This is a genomic window from Serinicoccus sp. CUA-874 (genome assembly GCF_001942225.1).
Taxonomy (GTDB): Bacteria; Actinomycetota; Actinomycetes; order Actinomycetales; family Dermatophilaceae; genus Ornithinicoccus; species Ornithinicoccus marinus.
Genome location: NZ_MKJZ01000036.1, coordinates 68775 through 86803, shown reverse-complemented (window position 1 = coordinate 86803; position 18029 = coordinate 68775). Strand labels below are relative to the sequence as shown.

The following is an 18029-nucleotide window of genomic DNA, read 5'->3' as shown; positions in this document are numbered from 1 at the left end:
TCAGAAGCCGATCGCCGGCACCGGCTCGCGGTCGGCCCGCAGGGCGCGCGACAGCGCGCGCAGCGCGCCCGGCGTCCGCTCGGTGACCCCGAGGGTGGCCGCCTGGGAGAGCAGCGTCCGCCCGCCGAGGTATGCCGCGCCCAGCGCCGCCACCGGCGTCTCGACGTCCGGGTCGGCGTCGCTCGCGCTCACCTCGGCCCGCCCGTCAGCCTCGATCCGCAGCCGCCACCGCCCGGCGTTCCACGGGCAGACCTCGTCGGTCACCTCGAGCACGAGGTCCAGCGGCGAGCCGTCGGCGTAGCCGCGCTCGGTCAGCGCGCGGGGCAGGTCGACCAGCCGGATCCACAGCGCGTCGAAGAGCTGCACGTCGGCGCCGCGCGGCCCGCCCGTCCACCACGCGACCGGGTCGTCGGTCGGCCGGGACCAGAAGGTCGTCCTCGCCGTGAGGTCGAGGTCCACCAGGCGTCGGGCCAGCGCGAGCAGGGTGGCGTGGTCGGTGGCACCCAGCTCGCCCACGGTGACCTCGCCCGCCGGCTTGCCGTCCTCCCACTTGCTCTCCCGGCGGAAGACGGCATACCCGCTGACCTGTCCGTCCCGCCGCGCGACGAGCAGCCGCTGGGGCTCCTTGCTGCCCCGCGCCTGCGGGTGGTCGCGGAAGGCGAACCATCGCTGCGCCAGGGCCTCGGGCCGGGTGACCGCGCCGAGCGTGACGCCGGCGCAGGCGAGGTGCGCCTCGTGCAGCACGGCGAGCGCGGCCTCGGAGTCCACGGTCACGACGTGGGTCGACACCCCGTCCGCCTCGGCCGCGAGCGGGGCCGGCGCCCTCAGCTCGGTGCCGCGCCCCAGCGTCAGCTTGGCCTCGACCGAGGCGCAGCCGTAGCCGAAGCGGCCGTAGATCGCGGTCTCCGACGCGTGCAGCCCCGCGATCGCGCACTCGCCGCGCTCGTGGACCCGGTGCAGGTGGTCGGTCATCATCGCCCGCAGCACGCCGCGGCGGCGGGCGTCGGGGTGCACGCTGACGAAGGTCAGACCGTCCATCGGGACCCTGGTCAGGGCGTCGCCCGGTCCGGGGGCGGTGAGCCCCATGTCGAAGGCGCTGTAGAACGCCATGAGCGGCGCGGCCCCGCCCTCGTCGCCCTCGCCGGGCAACGGTCCACCGGTCCGCACCACGCCGCGCGCGTGGCTGAGGTCCACCTCGTCGTCGAGGTCCTCCAGCGTCTTGCCGGGGGTGACGCTGAACCACACCGTCTCGACCAGGTCCCGCACGCGGGCCAGGTCGTCGGTGGTCAGGTCGGTGAAGGTGAAGGCGGCATCGGTCTCGGGTGGCACGGGGTCAGTCTGGACCATCTACGCTGGTCCGTCAGGGGATTTTCGTGGGACTGAGGAGGAGGACCGCGTGGAGCGGGACGTGCGCGGGTCGGTGCTCGCGGTGCTCGTGGTCTTCGCGAGCTCGGGGTATGTCATGGGCCAGGCCCTCTCCCGGGTCCCCGCCGTGCGCGACCACCTCGGTGCCGACAAGGCACAGCTGGGTCTGGTGCTCATGGGGATGGGCCTGGGCTCGTTGCTCGCGATGCCCTTCACCGGCCGGGCGGTGGACCGCTTCGGGTCCCGCCGGGTGGTGCTCGTCACCGTGCTGCTCGGGTGCCTGGGGTGGGGGCTGGTGGCGCTCGCGCCCTCGGTGCCGGTGCTGCTCGGCATCCTCGTGCTCACCGGCATGAACATCGGCGTCTGGGACGTCGCCATGAACATCCAGGGCACCCATGTCGAGCAGTCGCGCCACCGCTCGCTCATGCCCTACTTCCACGCCGCCTTCTCCGGGGGTGCGGTGCTCGGCGCCGGGTCGGGCGCGCTCGCGGCGTGGTGGGGGATCGGGCTCGGCCAGCTGCCGGTGCTTGCCGCGGTGGCGGCGGTCGCCGGGGTCTGGGGGCGAGCCGCTTCGTGCCCGAGGCGCCGGAGGTGCTGGATCCGGAGCCGGTGCCCGACGGCGGCGCAGCGTCCGGGGCTGCCCCCGAGCCGGCACGGCGCGGGCTGACCGCGACCGAGGTGCTCATCGGGCTCATCTGCCTCGCCGGTGCCCTGGCCGAGGGGTCGGCCAACGACTGGCTGGCGCTGCTGCTCGTGGACGTGCACGGGGCGCCCGCCGCCTTCGGTGCGCTGACCCTCACCGCCTTCAACCTGACGATGACGATCGGGCGGCTCGCCGGCGGCGCGGCCATCGACCGCTTCGGGCGCGCCACCGTGATGCGCACCGGGGCGGTGCTGGCGGCCGCAGCCATCCTGCTCGTCACCCTGACCTCCTCGCTCACGCTGGCGCTGGTCGGCGGGCTGATGTGGGGGCTCGGCGTGGCCACGATCTTCCCGGCCGCGATCTCCGCCGCCGGCGAGGTGCCCGGGCGGGGCAACCGGGCCATCACCTCGGTGTCGACCATCGCCTACGGCGCCTTCCTCTTCGGCGCCCCGACGATCGGCGTGCTCGCCGAGGCCATCGGGCTGGACCGCGCGCTCTTCCTCGTCGTCGGCTTCCTCGGGCTGCTCCTCGTGCTGTCCCCGGTGATGCGGGAGAAAACGGCTGGCCGCCCCGGGCGCGCGCCCGCCACCCTGGGGTGATGCTCACCCTGCGCCCGCCCACCGAGGCCGACGAGACCGCGCTGCGCCGCATGCACGAGCAGCTCGCCGTCGAGGGCTTCGACCTGCTGCTCGCCCAGGGGAGCTGGGAGGAGATCCTGGCGCAGGTGCGGCGCGAGGCCGACGGGTCCGACCTGCCCCCGGGCCGGGTGCGCGCGGACTTCCTCGTGGCCGAGGCCGAGGGCATACCGGTGGGTCGGGTGTCGATCCGGCACGAGCTCACGCCCTTCCTGCGCGAGGTCGGCGGCCACGTGGGGTATGCCGTCGCCCCGCCTTTCCGCCGTCGCGGCCACGCCACCGAGATCCTGCGCCAGTCGGTCGAGCGGCTGCGCGGCCTCGGCGTGGGGGACGTGCTGGTGACCTGCGACGACGACAACGTCGGCTCCGCGCGAGCCATCGAGCGCTGCGGCGGAGTCCTCGCGGACCTGCGCACCCCGCCCGGCGGCGGCATGCCCAAGCGCCGCTACTGGATCCCGGCCCCGGTGGTGCCGCTCAGGCGTCGGTGAGGCCCAGGGCGTGCCGCATCGCGGTGAGCTTGACCTCGGTCTCGGCCAGCTCGGCGGCCGGGTCGGAGGCCGCGACGATCCCGCCGCCGGCGAAGATCCGCATCGAGTGCCGGTCGTCGGCCAGCTCGCCGCAGCGCAGCGCGATGCCCCAGTCGCCGTCGCCGGAGCCGTCCATCCAGCCGACCGGGCCGGCATACCGGCCGCGGTCCATGCCCTCGAGCTCGCCGATCACCCGCGCCGCCGCCTCGGTGGGGGTGCCGCAGACCGCCGCCGAGGGGTGCAGCGCCGCGGCCAGCCGCAGCGAGGTGGCCTCGCTGTGCATGGTGCCGATGAGGTCGCTGGCGAGGTGGTAGACGTCCGGCAGCTCCAGCACGTAGGGCGCCTCCGGCACGACGAGGTCGCTGCAGTGCGGCGCCAGGCTTCGGCCACCGACCGCACGGCGTAGTCGTGCTCGTCCAGGTCCTTGGTGCTGCTGACGAGCCGCAGCCGAGGGTCGACCGGGTGCGTGGGGTCGCCGGTGCCGGGCACGTCGGTGTCGGGAGCGGGGATGCCGTTCGGCCGTCGGATCGTGCCGGCCAGGACCCGCGAGCGGACCGTGCCGCCCTGCAGCCGGACCAGCATCTCCGGGGTGGCCCCCACCAGCCCCGAGACGGCGAAGGTCCAGGTGGCGGCATACCGCTTCTCCAGCCGCTCGAGCACCGGGGCGACCCGCACCACCCGACCCTCGCGGTGCCGCACCGTCACGTCCCGGGCCAGCACCACCTTGTCGACCTCACCCTGGTCGATCCGGCGCACCGCGGCCGCCACGACGCCCGGCCAGTCCTCGGCGCCCACGGAGCCGTCGGACTCGACCAGCGGGTCGGCCACCTCGATGTCCTCATTGACGCGCCCCAGCAGCTCCGCGGGGTGCTCGACCGGCCACGGTTCGTCCTCGGCGACCACCTGGGTGACCCAGGCCAGGCCGTCCCGGCGCCCGATGACGACCCGGGGGATCGTGAGGACGCTCTCGTCCCGGGAGTCGGCGGAGAAGGTGAAGGAGCCGAAGGTCACGAGACCGGTGCCGGGCAGCCGGACCTCGTCCTCGACCTCGGCCGCGGCGCGCACCTGCGTCCACCACGTCTCGGCCTCGCGGAACCGGTCCGGCCCGGTGGCGCTCACCCCGGCCACCCGGCCCCACCCGACCAGGCCGTCGCCCTCGCGCAGCCAGGCCACGACGTCGCGCGGGTCGACCTCGTCGGCACCCGGGTCAGGAGGTCGCCCGGGGCGTCGACCGCGAGGGTGCGGGCGCGCAGGCGGGGCAGGGTGCGGGTCACAGCCACAGCCGACCACTGTAGGACGTGATGGGAGGATGGCCCGCATGAGCCCGACGCGCGCCGACCTCGACAAGCAGCCGCACGAGGTGGCCCGGATGTTCGACGGCGTGGCCCGGCGCTACGACGTCACCAACACCGTGCTGAGCGGAGGCATGGACCACCTGTGGCGGCACGCGGTCGTCAAGGCGGTCGACGCGGCGCAGGGGGACCGGGTCCTCGACATCGCCGCTGGCACCGGCACCTCCAGCGAGCCGTATGCCGACCGCGGTGTCCAGGTGGTCCCCGCGGACTTCTCCCTGGGCATGCTCACCGAGGGCTACCGCCGGCGGCCCGACCTGCCGTTCACGGCCGCCGACGCGATGCGGCTGCCCTTCGCCGACGGCGCCTTCGACGTGGTGACGATGAGCTTCGGGCTGCGCAACGTCGCGGACGTCGAGGCGGCCCTGCGCGAGTTCCTCCGGGTGGTCCGCCCGGGCGGCCGGCTCGTGGTCTGCGAGTTCAGCCGGCCGGTCGTGCCGGTCTTCTCCACCGTCTACAACAACTACCTCATGCGGGCCCTGCCCCGCGTGGCCCGCCGCGTCAGCTCCAACCCGGAGAGCTACGTCTACCTCGCCGAGTCGATCCGCGCCTGGCCCGCCCAGCGCGAGCTGGCGCAGCAGGTCCGCGCGGCCGGGTGGGAGCAGGTGCGGTGGCGCAACCTCAGCGCCGGTGTCGTCGCGCTGCACCACGCGGTCGCCCCCGTCGACTGATCGCCCATTAGCCCGCGTCGTCCTGACGTATTTGGTCTGAGGCGTCCCTGCGCCGATCCGGCGGCCGGCAGGAGCCTAGACTTCGCAGAGTTCGTGAACGTTGTCACAAGCGAGGCGCCAACAGTGAGTGAGCAGGTCGAGACAGCCGACGTCATCGTCGTCGGCGCCGGGCCGGGAGGCTCGAGCACCGCCGCCTACCTCGCGTCCCACGGCCTCGACGTCCTGCTGCTGGAGAAGTCCACCTTCCCGCGCGACAAGATCTGCGGCGACGGGCTCACCCCGCGCGCCGTCCGCGAGCTGATCCACCTCGGCGTCCCCATCGACGAGGCCGACGGCTGGCACCGCACCCGGGGTCTGCGGATCATCGGCGGCGGGATGCGCCTGGAGCTCGACTGGCCCGGCAACGCGACCTTCCCGCCCTTCGGCTGGTGCGGACCCGGCAGGACCTGGACGAGACCCTGGCCCGCCACGCCGCGGCGCGCGGGGCGCGGCTCCTCGAGGGCATCAACGTCCAGACGCCGGTCCTCGACGGGCGCGGTCACATCTGCGGCGTGCAGGCCAAGGTCATGGGTCCGGACGGGCGGGCCACGGGGGAGCGCCGTGAGTTCCGGGCCCAGGTCGTCGTGGCCGCCGACGGCAACTCCAGCCGGCTCTCGCTCGGGATGGACCGTCCCAAGCGCGACGACCGGCCGATGGGGGTCGCGGTGCGGGCCTACTACGAGACCCCGCGGCACGACGACGCCTACCTCGAGTCCTGGCTGGAGCTGTGGACGAAGGACGCGCGCGGGGAGCGGGACGAGCTCATGCCCGGCTACGGCTGGATCTTCCCGCTGGGCGACGGCACCGCCAACGTCGGCCTCGGGATCCTCGACACCTCGGAGGCCTTCGGCACCTTCGACTACCGCGACGTCATGCGGCGGTGGGTGGAGACGATGCCGGAGGGCTGGGGTTTCTCCGAGGAGACCCGCCAGGCCCCGATCCGGGGTGCCGCGCTGCCGATGTGCTTCAACCGGCAGCCGCTCTACGACCGGGGGCTGCTGCTCGTCGGTGACGCCGGCGGCATGGTCAACCCGTTCAACGGCGAGGGGATCGCCGAGGCGATGGAGGCCGGACGGCACGCCGCCGAGGTCATCAGCGCGGCGCTGGCGCGGGCCACGCCGGGGGAGCGGGAGGCCGTGCTCCACAGCTACACCGCGGCCATGAAGGACGCCCTCGGCGGCTACTACACCCTCGGCCGCGGCTTCGCCACGCTCATCGGCAAGCCCGAGATCATGCGGCTCGCGGTGAAGTACGGCCTGCCGCGCCGCTCGCTCATGCGGTTGCTGCTCAAGATCATGGCCAACCTGCCGCAGGAGCGCGGCGGCGGGCTCGACGACCGCGTCATCAACGCCCTGAGCAGGATGACTCCGGCGGCATGAGACGCTGTGTTGACCTTAGGATAAGTATGCGCGCGACCCCGGTGAGCCCAGCGCTGGGCCTGTCCCGAAAGGAGTGCTGAGGCAAGACATGGACTACCACCCCTATCTGCCCATCATCTTCTTCCTCTTCTTCGGCCTGCTCTTCGCCTTCGGGTCGGTCTTCGGCGGGGGGCTGCTGGGCCGGGTGACCTACAACCGCGCCAAGGCCGAGGCCTACGAGTGCGGGATCCAGCCGACGCCGCAGGCGCACGAGGGCGGGCGCGTGCCGGTCAAGTACTACCTCACGGCGATGCTCTTCATCGTCTTCGACGTCGAGGTGCTCTTCCTCTACCCCTTCGCCGTGGCCTTCGACCAGGTCGGGCTGTTCTCCGTGCTGGCGATGCTGCTCTTCCTCGTCGTCGTCTCGGTGCCCTTCGTCTACGAGTGGAGCAGGGGCGGGCTGGAATGGGACTGAACGTGCACAACTCCGAGAGTGTGGTGAGCTGACGATGGGTCTCGAGGACAAGATCCCCGGTGGGATCATGCTGACGACGGTCGAAGGACTGGCCGGCCAGCTGCGGCAGTACTCCGTGTGGCCGGCGACCTTCGGGCTGGCCTGCTGCGCCATCGAGATGATGGCCGTCGGCACCCCCGACTACGACATCGCCCGGTTCGGGATGGAGCGCTTCGCGGCGACCCCGCGCCAGGCTGACCTGATGATCGTCGCCGGGCGCGTGTCGCAGAAGATGGCGCCGGTCGTGCGCCAGGTCTACGACCAGATGCCCAACCCCAAGTGGGTCATCTCGATGGGCGTCTGCGCCAGCTCGGGCGGCATGTTCAACAACTACGCGATCGTGCAGGGCGTGGACCACATCGTGCCGGTCGACGTCTACCTCCCCGGGTGTCCGCCCCGGCCCGAGATGCTGCTCAACGCCATCCTGGAGCTGCAGAAGCAGATCCGTGAGTTCAAGTTCTCCGTCGACCGCGAGGCCGCGGCCCGCGCGGCCGAGGCGGCTGCCATGAAGGCGATGCCGACCTCCGAGATGAAGGGGCTGCTCGCGTGAGCGCGGACGACACCACGCGTGACGACAGCGCCGGCGACAAGGTCGAGACCGGCCCGGAGACCCCGAACCGCGAGCCGGCGACGCAGGAGACCACCCTCGACGAGGAGCACGCCCCCTCGCGGACCGAGGGCCAGAAGGTCGACACCGGGACCGCCCAGGAGACCGCGGGCGGCTCGGTGCCGGCGGCGCAGAGCGCCGGCGAGCCGGTCACGATGGCCCGCAAGCAGGGGATGTTCGGCGGGTCGATGGGCAGCGACACCTCGGGCTACGGCGGGCTGGACGCGCCTGTGCTCTTCCCCGGCGCCGCGGAGCGGCCCTACGGCTCCTACTTCGACGAGGTCGTGGACGCCCTGCAGGCGGCCGCCCCGCAGGCTGTCGCCGCCGGGCTGGAGCGCGTGGTCGTCGACCGCGGGGAGCTGACGCTGCACGTGCACCGTGACCACCTGCAGGCGCTCGTCCGCCCGCTGCGGGACGACCCGCGGCTGCGCTTCGAGATCTGCACCGGGGTCTCCGGGGTGCACTGGCCCGAGCAGACCGGCGCGGAGCTGCACGCGGTATACCACTTCCAGTCGATCACCCACGGCGTGCGCCGGGTGCGCATCGAGGTCACCTGTCCGGACGACGACCCGCGGATCCCGTCGATCGTCGGCATCTACCCGGCCAACGACTGGCACGAGCGCGAGACCTGGGACATGTTCGGCATCGTCTTCGAGGGGCACCCGGGGCTGACCCGCATCCTCATGCCGGACGACTGGCCCGGGCACCCGCAGCGCAAGGACTACCCGCTCGGCGGCATCCCGGTCGAGTACAAGGGGGCCACCATCCCGGCTCCCGACCAGCGGAGGAGCTACACCTGATGGCGACCACGCACGACCAGACCAAGGCAGACCAGGGCGCCGACTACCTCGGCGGCACCCCGACGGACCTGTATGCCGAGGGCGGACCGACCTCGGACTCCGTCGACGGCGGCGCCGTCTACACCGCCGGTGGCGGCGACTGGGACGACATCGCCAAGGACGTCGCGACCCTCGGCGCGGAGCGCATCGTGGTCAACATGGGGCCGCAGCACCCCTCCACGCACGGCGTGCTCCGGCTCATCCTGGAGCTCGACGGCGAGACCGTGCGGGAGGCCCGTGCGGGGATCGGCTACCTCCACACCGGCATCGAGAAGAACATGGAGTTCCGCACCTGGGTGCAGGGGACCACGTTCTGCACCCGGATGGACTACCTCACGCCGATCTTCAACGAGACCGCCTACTGCCTGTCGGTCGAGAAGCTGCTCGGCATCACCGACCAGATCCCGCAGCGCGCCAGCGACATCCGCGTCCTCATGATGGAGCTCAACCGCATCGGCTCCCACCTCATCGCGCTGGCGACCGGTGGCATGGAGCTGGGTGCCACCACGGTCATGACGACCGGGTTCCGGGAGCGGGAGCGGCTGCTGCGCTTCTTCGAGGCCGTGTCGGGGCTGCGCATGAACAACGCCTACGTCCGGCCCGGCGGCGTCGCCCAGGACGTCCTGCCCGAGCACCTGGACCAGTTCGAGGCCGAGCTGCCCGCGCTGCGGCGCGGGATCGGCGAGCTGGAGAAGCTGCTGCTGGAGAGCCCGGTCCTCAAGGGCCGCACCGTCGACGTGGGCTACCTCTCCCTCGCCAGCTGCATGGCGCTGGGCATCACCGGACCGATCCTGCGCTCGACCGGCCTGCCGCACGACCTGCGCAAGGACGAGCCCTACTGCGGCTACGAGACCTACGACTTCGACGTCATCACCCGCCGCGACATGGACGCCTACAGCCGCATCTGCATCCGGCTGGACGAGATCTGGCAGTCGCTGCGGATCGCCGAGCAGGCCATCGCCCGGCTGCGCGCGAGCCAGGGCGAGCCGGTCATGGTGGCCGACAAGAAGATCGCCTGGCCGGCGCAGCTGTCGGTCGGCGCGGACGGGCAGGGCAACAGCCTGGACCACATCCGCCGGATCATGGGCGAGTCCATGGAGTCGCTCATCCACCACTTCAAGCTGGTGACCGAGGGCTTCCGGGTCCCGCCCGGGCAGGCGTATGCCGCGGTGGAGTCGCCCAAGGGCGAGCTGGGGGTGCACGCGGTCTCCGACGGCGGCACCCGGCCCTACCGCGTCCACTTCCGGGACCCGAGCTTCAACAACCTCCAGGCGGCCTCGGCGATGTCCGAGGGCAGCCTGGTCGCCGACGTGATCGTCGCGGTCGCCTCGATCGACCCGGTGATGGGAGGAGTGGACCGATGACGGCTCATGAGCAGGAGGACATGCGCAGCCAGCTCGAGGAGGCCTCCGAGCGGCGCGTCCACCACAGCGTCGCGGGCCACGCGGACCACGGACCGCTCCACCACCACACGCCGCTGCACGCCTCGGAGGAGGCATACCCGGAGGACGTCCGGGCCCAGCTCGTGGCGGACAGCGAGCTCATCATCGCCCGCTACCCGCAGAAGCGCTCCGCGCTGCTGCCGATGCTGCACCTGGTGCAGTCGGTGGACGGCTACGTCACCGGCCGCGGCGTTCAGCTGTGCGCCGAGCTGCTCGACCTGACGACCGCCGAGGTCAGCGGGGTCGCGACCTTCTACACGCAGTACAAGCGGCACCCCAACGGCGAGTACACCGTCGGCGTCTGCACCAACACCCTGTGCGCCATCATGGGCGGCGACCAGATCTTCGACGAGGTGAGCGAGCACCTCGGGGTCGGGCACGACGAGACCACCGAGGACGGCACGATCACCCTCGAGCGGGTCGAGTGCAACGCCGCCTGCGACTACGCGCCGGTGGTCATGGTCAACTGGGAGTTCTTCGACGACCAGACCCCCGAGAGCACCAAGGCGCTGACCGACCGGCTGCGCGCCGGAGAGCCGGTCACCCCGACCCGCGGTCCGTCCCGGCTCTGCACCTTCAAGCAGGTGTCCCGCGTGCTCGCCGGCTTCCCGGACGGCCTGGCCGACGAGGGGCCGGGAGCGGGGGAGCCCTCGCTGCGCGGCACCCTGCTCGCCAAGGAGAAGGGGTGGACCGCACCCCGCCCCGAGCCGGAGACCGACACCGAGCCCACCGCCGAGGGGCAGGCGGGCGGCGGCCTCGCGGCCGGCCAGCACGACTCGGTGAACACGGACGCCAACGAGCCCGACGAGGTCCCGACCTCCGAGGGCGTCAAGGACGTCGACGAGACGCACGAGGGAGACGACGCGTGAGCACGCAGCTGACCCCGATCCTGTCCGCCTTCTGGGACGTCGAGCGGTCGTGGACACTGGAGACCTACGAGCAGCACGAGGGCTACGACGGCCTGCGTGCGGCGCTGAAGATGGACCCCACCGACCTCGTCGCCGCGGCCAAGGAGTCCGGGCTGCGCGGACGCGGCGGCGCCGGCTTCCCGACCGGCATGAAGTGGGGCTTCCTGCCCCCGCCGGACGGCGGCCCCCGCTACCTCGTCGTCAACGCCGACGAGTCCGAGCCGGGCACCTGCAAGGACACCCCGCTCATGATGGCGGCCCCGCACTTCCTCATCGAGGGCATGATCATCACCTCGTTGGCGATCGACTGCCACCACGCCTTCATCTACGTGCGCGGCGAGATCGTGCACGTCTACCGCCGGCTCATGCGGGCCGTCGAGGAGGCGTATGCCGCGGGCTACCTCGGCAAGGACATCCTCGGCACCGGCTTCGACCTGGACATCACCGTGCACGCGGGCGCCGGGGCATACATCTGCGGCGAGGAGACCGCGCTGCTGGACTCCCTCGAGGGCCGACGTGGGCAGCCGCGCCTCAAGCCGCCGTTCCCCGCCGTCGCGGGCCTCTACGCCCGGCCCACCGTCGTCAACAACGTCGAGTCCATCGCCTCGGTGCCACCGATCGTGCTGCACGGGGCGGACTGGTTCGCCGGCATGGGCACCGAGAAGTCGCAGGGCTTCGGGCTCTTCAGCCTCTCCGGGCACGTCGAGCGTCCCGGGCAGTACGAGGCGCCGCTCGGCATCACGCTGCGCGAGCTCATCGACATGGCCGGCGGGATGCGTGGCGGCAAGAAGCTGAAGTTCTGGACCCCTGGCGGGTCCTCGACGCCGATCTTCACCGACGAGCACCTCGACGTGCCGCTCGACTTCGAGTCGGTGGCGGCGGAGGGGTCCATGCTGGGCACCCGCGCGCTGCAGATCTTCGACGAGTCCGTCTCGGTCGTCCGTGCGGTCTCGCGGTGGATCGACTTCTACGCCCACGAGTCGTGCGGCAAGTGCACCCCGTGCCGCGAGGGCACCTTCTGGCTCAAGCAGATCCTGGCCCGGCTGGAGGCCGGCCAGGGTCGCGAGGGCGACATCGAGAAGCTCGACGACATCTGCGACAACATCCTCGGCCGCAGCTTCTGCGCGCTGGGCGACGGTGCCACCAGCCCCGTCACGTCCGGCATCAAGTACTTCCGCGAGGAGTTCGAGCAGGGGATGCACACCCCGTGGCACGAGCTCTTCCCGGCCGAGCGCAACACCCTCTTCGCGAAGGAGAGCCAGCCCGCATGAGTATCGACACCGACGCCCGCGCCGAGCAGGACGCCGAGGTGAAGATGGTCGACGTCACGATCGACGACGTGCCCGTCTCGGTCCCCGAGGGAACCCTGGTCATCCGTGCGGCGGAGCAGGTCGGCATCCACGTCCCGCGCTTCTGCGACCACCCGCTGCTGGAGCCGGTGGGCGCCTGCCGGCAGTGCCTCGTGGACGTGTCGACCCCGGACCGCGAGGGCAACCTCAAGCCCATGCCCAAGCCGCAGGCCTCCTGCACCATCGCCGTCTCCCCGGGGATGGTCGTCAACACCCAGCACACCTCCGAGGTCGCCGACAAGGCGCAGAGCGGTGTGATGGAGCTGCTGCTGATCAACCACCCGCTGGACTGCCCGTCTGCGACAAGGGCGGCGAGTGCCCGCTGCAGAACCAGGCGATGTCCGATGGCCGCCCGACGTCCCGCTTCGAGGACGTCAAGCGCACCTTCCCCAAGCCGGTCAACATCTCCAGCCAGGTGCTGCTCGACCGCGAGCGCTGCGTGCTGTGCGCCCGGTGCACCCGCTTCTCGGACCAGATCGCCGGCGACCCGTTCATCGCGCTCATCGAGCGCGGCGCGCTGCAGCAGGTCGGGATCTACGAGGAGAAGCCGTTCGAGAGCTACTTCTCCGGCAACACCGTCCAGATCTGCCCGGTCGGCGCGCTGACCGGCGCCGCCTACCGCTTCCGCTCGCGCCCCTTCGACCTCGTCTCCACCGAGAGCGTCTGCGAGCACTGCGCCGGTGGCTGCGCCATCCGCACCGACCACCGGCGCGGCACCGTCCTGCGCCGGATGGCGCTGAACGACCCCGAGGTCAACGAGGAGTGGAACTGCGACAAGGGGCGCTGGGCGTTCGCCTACCCCACGCTCCCGGACCGGCTGCACGACCCGGTCGTCCGCGGTGCCGACGGCGACTACGCCGTCAGCTCCTGGCGTGACGCCTACGCCGCGGCGGCCGCCGGCCTCACCACGGCCCGCGACGCGGGGGGCGTCGGGGTCCTGCCCGGTGGCCGGGGCAGCGTCGAGGACCTGTATGCCTACGCCAAGCTGGCTCGGGTCGCGCTCGGCACCCACGACGTCGACCACCGCGCCCGCCCGCACAGCGCCGAGGAGGAGGACTTCCTCGCCTCGACCGTGGTCGGGACCCGCGACGTGAGCTACACCGACCTCGAGCACGCGAGCTCGGTGCTGCTCGTGGGCCTGGAGGCCGAGGAGGAGGCCGCGATGGTCTTCCTGCGGCTCCGCAAGGCGATGCGCAAGAACGCCACCCAGGTCTACGCCGTGGCGCCCTGGGCCACCCGCGGCCTGGAGAAGATGGCCGGCACGCTGCTGCCCGCCGCACCGGGCACCGAGGCCGAGGTGCTGCAGGCCCTGACCACGCGTCGGGAGCAGGGCGGCCAGAAGCAGGTGGACGGCGCGACGACCCCGCTCGAGCAGGACAGCTTCGACGCCGCCTCCGTCGCGCTCGGCGAGCGCGCGGTCATCCTCGTCGGCGAGCGCCTCGGCATGGTGCCGGGCGCGTTGTCCGCCGCCGTCCGGCTGGCGCGGGCCACCGGTGCCCGCCTGGCCTGGGTGCCGCGCCGCGCCGGCGAGCGGGGCGGTGTGGAGATGGGAACGCTGCCGGGCCTGCTGCCCGGTGGCCGACCGGTCTCCGACGGCACCGCCCGTCACGAGGTCGCCACGCGCTGGGGCCTGGACGGTGCCGCGCTGCCGGCCGGTCCCGGCCGGGACGCCACCGCGATCCTCGAGGCCGCCGCGTCCGGCGAGCTGGGCGCGCTCGTCGTCGGGGGCGTCGAGATCGACGACCTGCCCGACCCCGAGCTCGCCCGACGCGCGCTGGCGCGCGCCTTCGTCGTGTCGCTGGAGGTCCGCGAGAGCGCGGTCCACGAGTTCGCCGACGTCATCCTCCCCGTCGCGCCGCACCAGGAGAAGTCCGGGTCGTTCCTCAACTGGGAGGGCCGCCCGCGGCCCTTCGACCGGGCGATCGAGTCCGGCGCGAGCTCGGACCACGTCATCCTGGACCGCCTGGCCGGCGCGATGGGCGTCACCCTGGGCACCGGCACCGTGCCCGCGGTCCGGCAGGAGATCCAGGCGCTGGGCGACTGGTCCGGCGACCGGACCGACCTGCCGGACGTGCCCGCCACCGGGCCGGCGGCCGTCGGCCCCGGCGAGGCGGTGCTGGCGACCTGGCACCAGGTGCTCGACGCGGGCCGGCTGCAGGACGGCGAGCCCTTCCTCGCCGGCACCCGGCACACCCCGGTGGCCCGCATCTCAGCGGGCACCGCGGCCTCGCTCGGTGTCGTCGACGGCGATCCGGTCGAGGTGTCCAGCGACCGGGGCGGCATCGCGCTGCCCGCCGCGATCACCCCGATGCCCGACGGTGTGGTGTGGGTGCCGGCCAACCAGGTGGGCTCGACGGTGCGGCCGACGCTGGGCGTCGGCGCCGGTGACGTCGTGCGCCTGGCCGGCGCCGCTGCCCCCGCCGCCGCCACGACCACGCGAGGTGAGGCATGAGCCTGCTGACGGCATACCCCGAGCTCGCGGCGAGCGTGCCGCTGCTCACCGAGGACCTCCCGGCCGCCGACTTCAGCGACACCCCCTGGTGGCTGTCGCTGATGAAGGCCTCGCTGCTCTTCGTCTACGTGATGCTCTCGGTCGTCATCGTCATCTGGTTCGAGCGGCGCGTCATCGGCCAGATGCAGCAGCGCCCCGGCCCGAACCGCGTCGGCCCGCTCGGGCTGCTGCAGACCGTGGCCGACGGCATCAAGCTGTTCCTCAAGGAGGACGTCACGCCCAAGGGCGCGGACAAGCTGATGTTCTACGCGGCGCCGCTGATCGTGGCCTCGCTCGCCTTCGTCTCCTTCGCCATCATCCCCATGGGCGGCGACGTCGAGATGTTCGGCCACACCACGCCGCTGCAGCTCACCGACACCCCGGTCGCGGTGCTCCTCGTGCTCGCCGTCGCCGGTGTCTCCGCCTACGGCTTCGTCCTCGCCGGCTGGTCCTCGGGCTCGACCTACCCGCTGCTCGGCGGGCTGCGCTCGACGGCGCAGGTCATCTCCTACGAGATCGCGATGGGACTGTCCCTCGTCGCCGTCTTCCTCTACGCCGGGTCGATGTCGACCAGCCAGATCGTCGAGGCCCAGCAGCAGACCACCGTGCTGGGCATCCCGCTGTGGTACGTCGTGCCGCTCTTCTTCAGCTTCGTCGTCTACGTCATCACGATGATCGGCGAGACCAACCGGCTGCCCTTCGACCTCGCCGAGGGTGAGGGCGAGCTCGGCGGTGGCTTCCACACCGAGTACTCCTCGATGAAGTTCGGCATGTTCTTCCTCGGCGAGTACATCAACATGTTCACCGTCTCGGCGCTGGCGACCACGCTCTTCATGGGCGGCTGGCACGCGCCGTGGCCGCTCAACCTCGTCGGCGACGGCATGCTCGACCAGGGCTGGTGGGGCCTGCTGTGGTTCACCCTCAAGATGTGGGCCTTCATCTTCTTCTACGTCTGGGTCCGCGGGTCGCTGCCGCGCGTCCGCTACGACCAGTTCATGGCGCTGGGGTGGAAGATCCTCATCCCGCTGTCCCTCGTGTGGGTCGTCGCGGTCATGCTCATCCGGTCGGCCCAGGAGGGCTACTTCGGCGAGGGCCGCTGGGTGACCGTGCTCACCCTCGGCGGCATCGGCGTCTTCGTCCTCATCGGGATCCTCGTCTGGGACCGGTATGCCCAGCGCCGCGCCGCGGCGAAGGAGGAGGCGCGCGAGGTCCCCGAGGAGATCGACCCGTTCGCGGACGGCTACCCTGTCCCGCCGATGCCCGGTCAGCGGCTCGTCGAGCCGCGGCCCGCGGTCGAGCAGGCCGCCCCGGTGACCGTCCCCGCGGGGGAGCCCCCGACCGACACCGACGACGCACGCACGAGCCCGACCGATGAGAAGGAGAGCCGTGGCTGACCCGACCGAGCCTCAGCACGCCCCCGAGCCCGCCCGCCGGGAGGACGCCGCGACCCCGGCCCGCCCCGGGCGCGACGTCGATCCCGCGGGCGGCAAGAAGGAGCCCGGCGTCCTGGGTCAGCTCTTCGCACCCGTCGCCGGCTTCGGGGTGACCTTCGCCACGATGTTCCGCAAGGTCCCGACGCAGGAGTACCCCGAGGAGAAGCGCCCGACCGCCACCCGCTACCACGGGCGGCACCAGCTCAACCGGCACCCGGACGGGCTGGAGAAGTGCGTCGGCTGCGAGCTGTGCGCCTGGGCGTGCCCGGCGGACGCGATCTACGTCGAGGGAGCGGACAACACCGACGAGGCCCGCTTCAGCCCCGGCGAGCGCTACGGCCGCGTCTACCAGATCAACTACCTGCGGTGCATCTTCTGCGGGCTGTGCATCGAGGCCTGCCCGACGCGCGCCCTGACGATGACCAACGAGTACGAGCTGGCCGACTCCGAGCGGGCGCCGCTCATCTACGAGAAGCACCAGCTGCTCGCGCCGCTGCGCCCGGACATGCTCGCGCCGCCGTTCCCCATGGTCGAGGGCATGGAGGAGCGCGACTACTACCAGGGCAAGGTCACCGGCCCCACGCAGGCGCAGCGGGACTACGTGCAGTCACGTGAGGGCAGCGGGCGCGACGTCGAGGTCGGGTCGTGACCCCCGACCGGATCGACGGCATGGAGGTCGGACTGTTCTGGGTGCTCGCCATCGTCGCCGTCATGGGCGCCCTCGGGCTGCTCTTCGCGCGCAAGGCCGTGCACGCCGCGATGGGGATGGCCATGACGATGATCAGCCTCGGCGTCATCTACATCGTGCAGCGGGCCGAGTTCGTCGGCATCATCCAGATCTTCGTCTACTCCGGCGCCGTGATGATGCTCTTCCTCTTCGTCGTCATGCTCGTCGGCGTGGACGCCTCCGACTCGACCGTGGAGACGCTGCGCGGGCAGCGGGTCTGGGCCTTCGGGCTGGGCGCGCTCTTCGTCGTCGTCGCGACGGTGGCCCTGGCGCAGGTGTCCTGGCCGCAGGCCGTCGGGCTCGAGGCGGTGCAGGCCGAGGGCAGCGTCACGGCCCTGGCCCGCGAGATCTTCGAGCGGCAGGTGCTGATCTTCGAGACGCTCGGCGCGCTGCTGGTCATCGCGGTCATGGGCGCGATGGTGCTGGCGCACCGGGAGCGGCTGACGCCGCGGCGCACGCAGCGGGAGACGTCGCAGGACAAGCTGCGCTCGGGCCAGTGGCTCGCCGGCAAGCCCAACCCCGGGGTGTATGCCCGGCACAACGCCGCGGACACGCCGGCGCTCGCGCCCGACGGCAGCCCGATCGAGGAGTCGGTGCCGCGGGTCCTTGTCGCGCGCGGCCAGGTCACCAACCCGGCGGAGTACCGTCTGGCCGGGTCGACCGGGCGCGCGGACGGTCAGCCGCCGGCCGAGCAGTCGCCGCAGGACCTGCCCTCGGGCACCAACGCCGCCGTCGACAACCGCGGCCACGACGTCGAGCCGGAGGCGGACCTGGGCGACAGCGGCCAGGGCACCGACGAGCAGGGGAGGGGTGAGCACTGATGGGGCTCGAGGCATACATCTATCTGTCCGTGGTGCTCTTCGCGCTCGGCTCGGTCACCGTGCTGACGCGCCGCAACACCATCATCGTCTTCATGGGCATCGAGCTCATGCTCAACGCCTGCAACCTGGCGTTGGTCACCTTCGCCCGCATGCACGGCACCCTCGACGGGCAGGTCTACACCCTGTTCGTCATGGTCGTCGCCGCAGCCGAGGTCGTCGTCGGGCTGGCGATCATCATGTCCATCTTCCGTGCGCGCCGGTCGGCCTCGGTCGACGACGCCAACCTGCTGAAGCTGTAAGGAGCGCTC

General features: G+C 72.2%; 16 protein-coding genes and 3 pseudogenes. 17 read left to right on the top strand and 2 right to left on the bottom strand.

Going from position 1 to position 18029, the window contains the following annotated elements:
• Entirely contained in the window at positions 1-1329 is a 1329-nt protein-coding gene (locus BJF80_RS13900; protein ID WP_158068544.1) for a GNAT family N-acetyltransferase, read from the bottom strand.
• A gap of 67 nt (positions 1330-1396) precedes the next feature.
• Between BJF80_RS13900 and BJF80_RS13895 the strand changes: the two genes are divergently transcribed.
• Genes BJF80_RS13895 through BJF80_RS13885 form a run of 3 tightly spaced genes read left to right on the top strand, consistent with a single transcriptional unit; the run spans position 1397 to position 3131 of the window.
• Positions 1397-2032: an MFS transporter gene (locus tag BJF80_RS13895; RefSeq protein WP_075814476.1), complete on the top strand. Its 636-nt coding sequence runs from the start codon at positions 1397-1399 to the stop codon at positions 2030-2032.
• Positions 1957-2607, top strand: a complete 651-nt coding sequence (locus tag BJF80_RS13890; protein WP_158068543.1) for an MFS transporter — start codon at positions 1957-1959, stop codon at positions 2605-2607. Before BJF80_RS13895 ends, BJF80_RS13890 begins: the two co-directional genes overlap by 76 nt.
• A complete protein-coding gene (locus tag BJF80_RS13885; RefSeq protein ID WP_075814725.1) occupies positions 2607-3131 on the top strand; it encodes a GNAT family N-acetyltransferase in 525 nt (174 codons plus the stop codon). Before BJF80_RS13890 ends, BJF80_RS13885 begins: the two co-directional genes overlap by 1 nt.
• Here BJF80_RS13885 and BJF80_RS13880 read toward each other — a convergent pair.
• Positions 3118-4490 (bottom strand): annotated as a pseudogene (locus tag BJF80_RS13880) (isochorismate synthase). The gene BJF80_RS13885 and the pseudogene BJF80_RS13880 sit on opposite strands and share 14 nt — an antisense overlap.
• Here BJF80_RS13880 and BJF80_RS13875 point away from each other — a divergent pair.
• The 14 genes and pseudogenes from BJF80_RS13875 to nuoK all read left to right on the top strand — a co-directional run bounded on the left by BJF80_RS13875 (position 4489) and on the right by nuoK (position 18020).
• A complete protein-coding gene (locus BJF80_RS13875) occupies positions 4489-5193 on the top strand; it encodes a demethylmenaquinone methyltransferase (RefSeq protein WP_075814723.1) in 705 nt (234 codons plus the stop codon). The pseudogene BJF80_RS13880 and the gene BJF80_RS13875 sit on opposite strands and share 2 nt — an antisense overlap.
• Before the next feature lie 93 nt (positions 5194-5286).
• Positions 5287-5448 (top strand): annotated as a pseudogene (locus BJF80_RS21655) (FAD-dependent oxidoreductase); the annotation flags it as partial.
• A 5-nt stretch (positions 5449-5453) separates the two neighbouring features.
• Complete coding sequence (locus BJF80_RS13870; RefSeq protein WP_414899298.1) at positions 5454-6611, top strand: geranylgeranyl reductase family protein; 1158 nt, start codon at positions 5454-5456, stop codon at positions 6609-6611.
• Between the two features lie 88 nt (positions 6612-6699).
• A complete protein-coding gene (locus BJF80_RS13865) occupies positions 6700-7065 on the top strand; it encodes an NADH-quinone oxidoreductase subunit A (RefSeq protein ID WP_022925194.1) in 366 nt (121 codons plus the stop codon).
• 34 nt (positions 7066-7099) lie between these two features.
• Complete coding sequence (locus BJF80_RS13860) at positions 7100-7654, top strand: NADH-quinone oxidoreductase subunit B (protein ID WP_075814472.1); 555 nt, start codon at positions 7100-7102, stop codon at positions 7652-7654.
• Positions 7655-7830: 176 nt separating this feature from the next.
• Positions 7831-8511: an NADH-quinone oxidoreductase subunit C gene (locus BJF80_RS13855; protein WP_028131051.1), complete on the top strand. Its 681-nt coding sequence runs from the start codon at positions 7831-7833 to the stop codon at positions 8509-8511.
• Positions 8511-9914: an NADH-quinone oxidoreductase subunit D gene (locus BJF80_RS13850; RefSeq protein ID WP_075814470.1), complete on the top strand. Its 1404-nt coding sequence runs from the start codon at positions 8511-8513 to the stop codon at positions 9912-9914. Before BJF80_RS13855 ends, BJF80_RS13850 begins: the two co-directional genes overlap by 1 nt.
• Positions 9911-10861, top strand: a complete 951-nt coding sequence (gene nuoE, locus BJF80_RS13845) for an NADH-quinone oxidoreductase subunit NuoE (protein ID WP_237767635.1) — start codon at positions 9911-9913, stop codon at positions 10859-10861. Before BJF80_RS13850 ends, nuoE begins: the two co-directional genes overlap by 4 nt.
• Positions 10858-12171, top strand: a complete 1314-nt coding sequence (gene nuoF / locus BJF80_RS13840) for an NADH-quinone oxidoreductase subunit NuoF (protein ID WP_075814468.1) — start codon at positions 10858-10860, stop codon at positions 12169-12171. Before nuoE ends, nuoF begins: the two co-directional genes overlap by 4 nt.
• A pseudogene (locus BJF80_RS13835) lies at positions 12168-14701 on the top strand (NADH-quinone oxidoreductase subunit G). The gene nuoF and the pseudogene BJF80_RS13835 overlap by 4 nt, the downstream one beginning before the upstream one ends.
• Positions 14698-16134, top strand: a complete 1437-nt coding sequence (gene nuoH / locus BJF80_RS13830) for an NADH-quinone oxidoreductase subunit NuoH (protein WP_075814466.1) — start codon at positions 14698-14700, stop codon at positions 16132-16134. The pseudogene BJF80_RS13835 and the gene nuoH overlap by 4 nt, the downstream one beginning before the upstream one ends.
• The gene (gene nuoI, locus BJF80_RS13825; RefSeq protein ID WP_414899296.1) at positions 16127-16822 is read left to right on the top strand and encodes an NADH-quinone oxidoreductase subunit NuoI; all 696 of its coding nucleotides are present in this window, start codon (positions 16127-16129) and stop codon (positions 16820-16822) included. The genes nuoH and nuoI overlap by 8 nt, the downstream gene beginning before the upstream one ends.
• Positions 16819-17721, top strand: a complete 903-nt coding sequence (locus BJF80_RS13820; protein WP_075814464.1) for an NADH-quinone oxidoreductase subunit J — start codon at positions 16819-16821, stop codon at positions 17719-17721. Before nuoI ends, BJF80_RS13820 begins: the two co-directional genes overlap by 4 nt.
• Complete coding sequence (nuoK, locus tag BJF80_RS13815; protein ID WP_022925204.1) at positions 17721-18020, top strand: NADH-quinone oxidoreductase subunit NuoK; 300 nt, start codon at positions 17721-17723, stop codon at positions 18018-18020. Before BJF80_RS13820 ends, nuoK begins: the two co-directional genes overlap by 1 nt.
• Positions 18021-18029 lie beyond the last annotated feature (9 nt).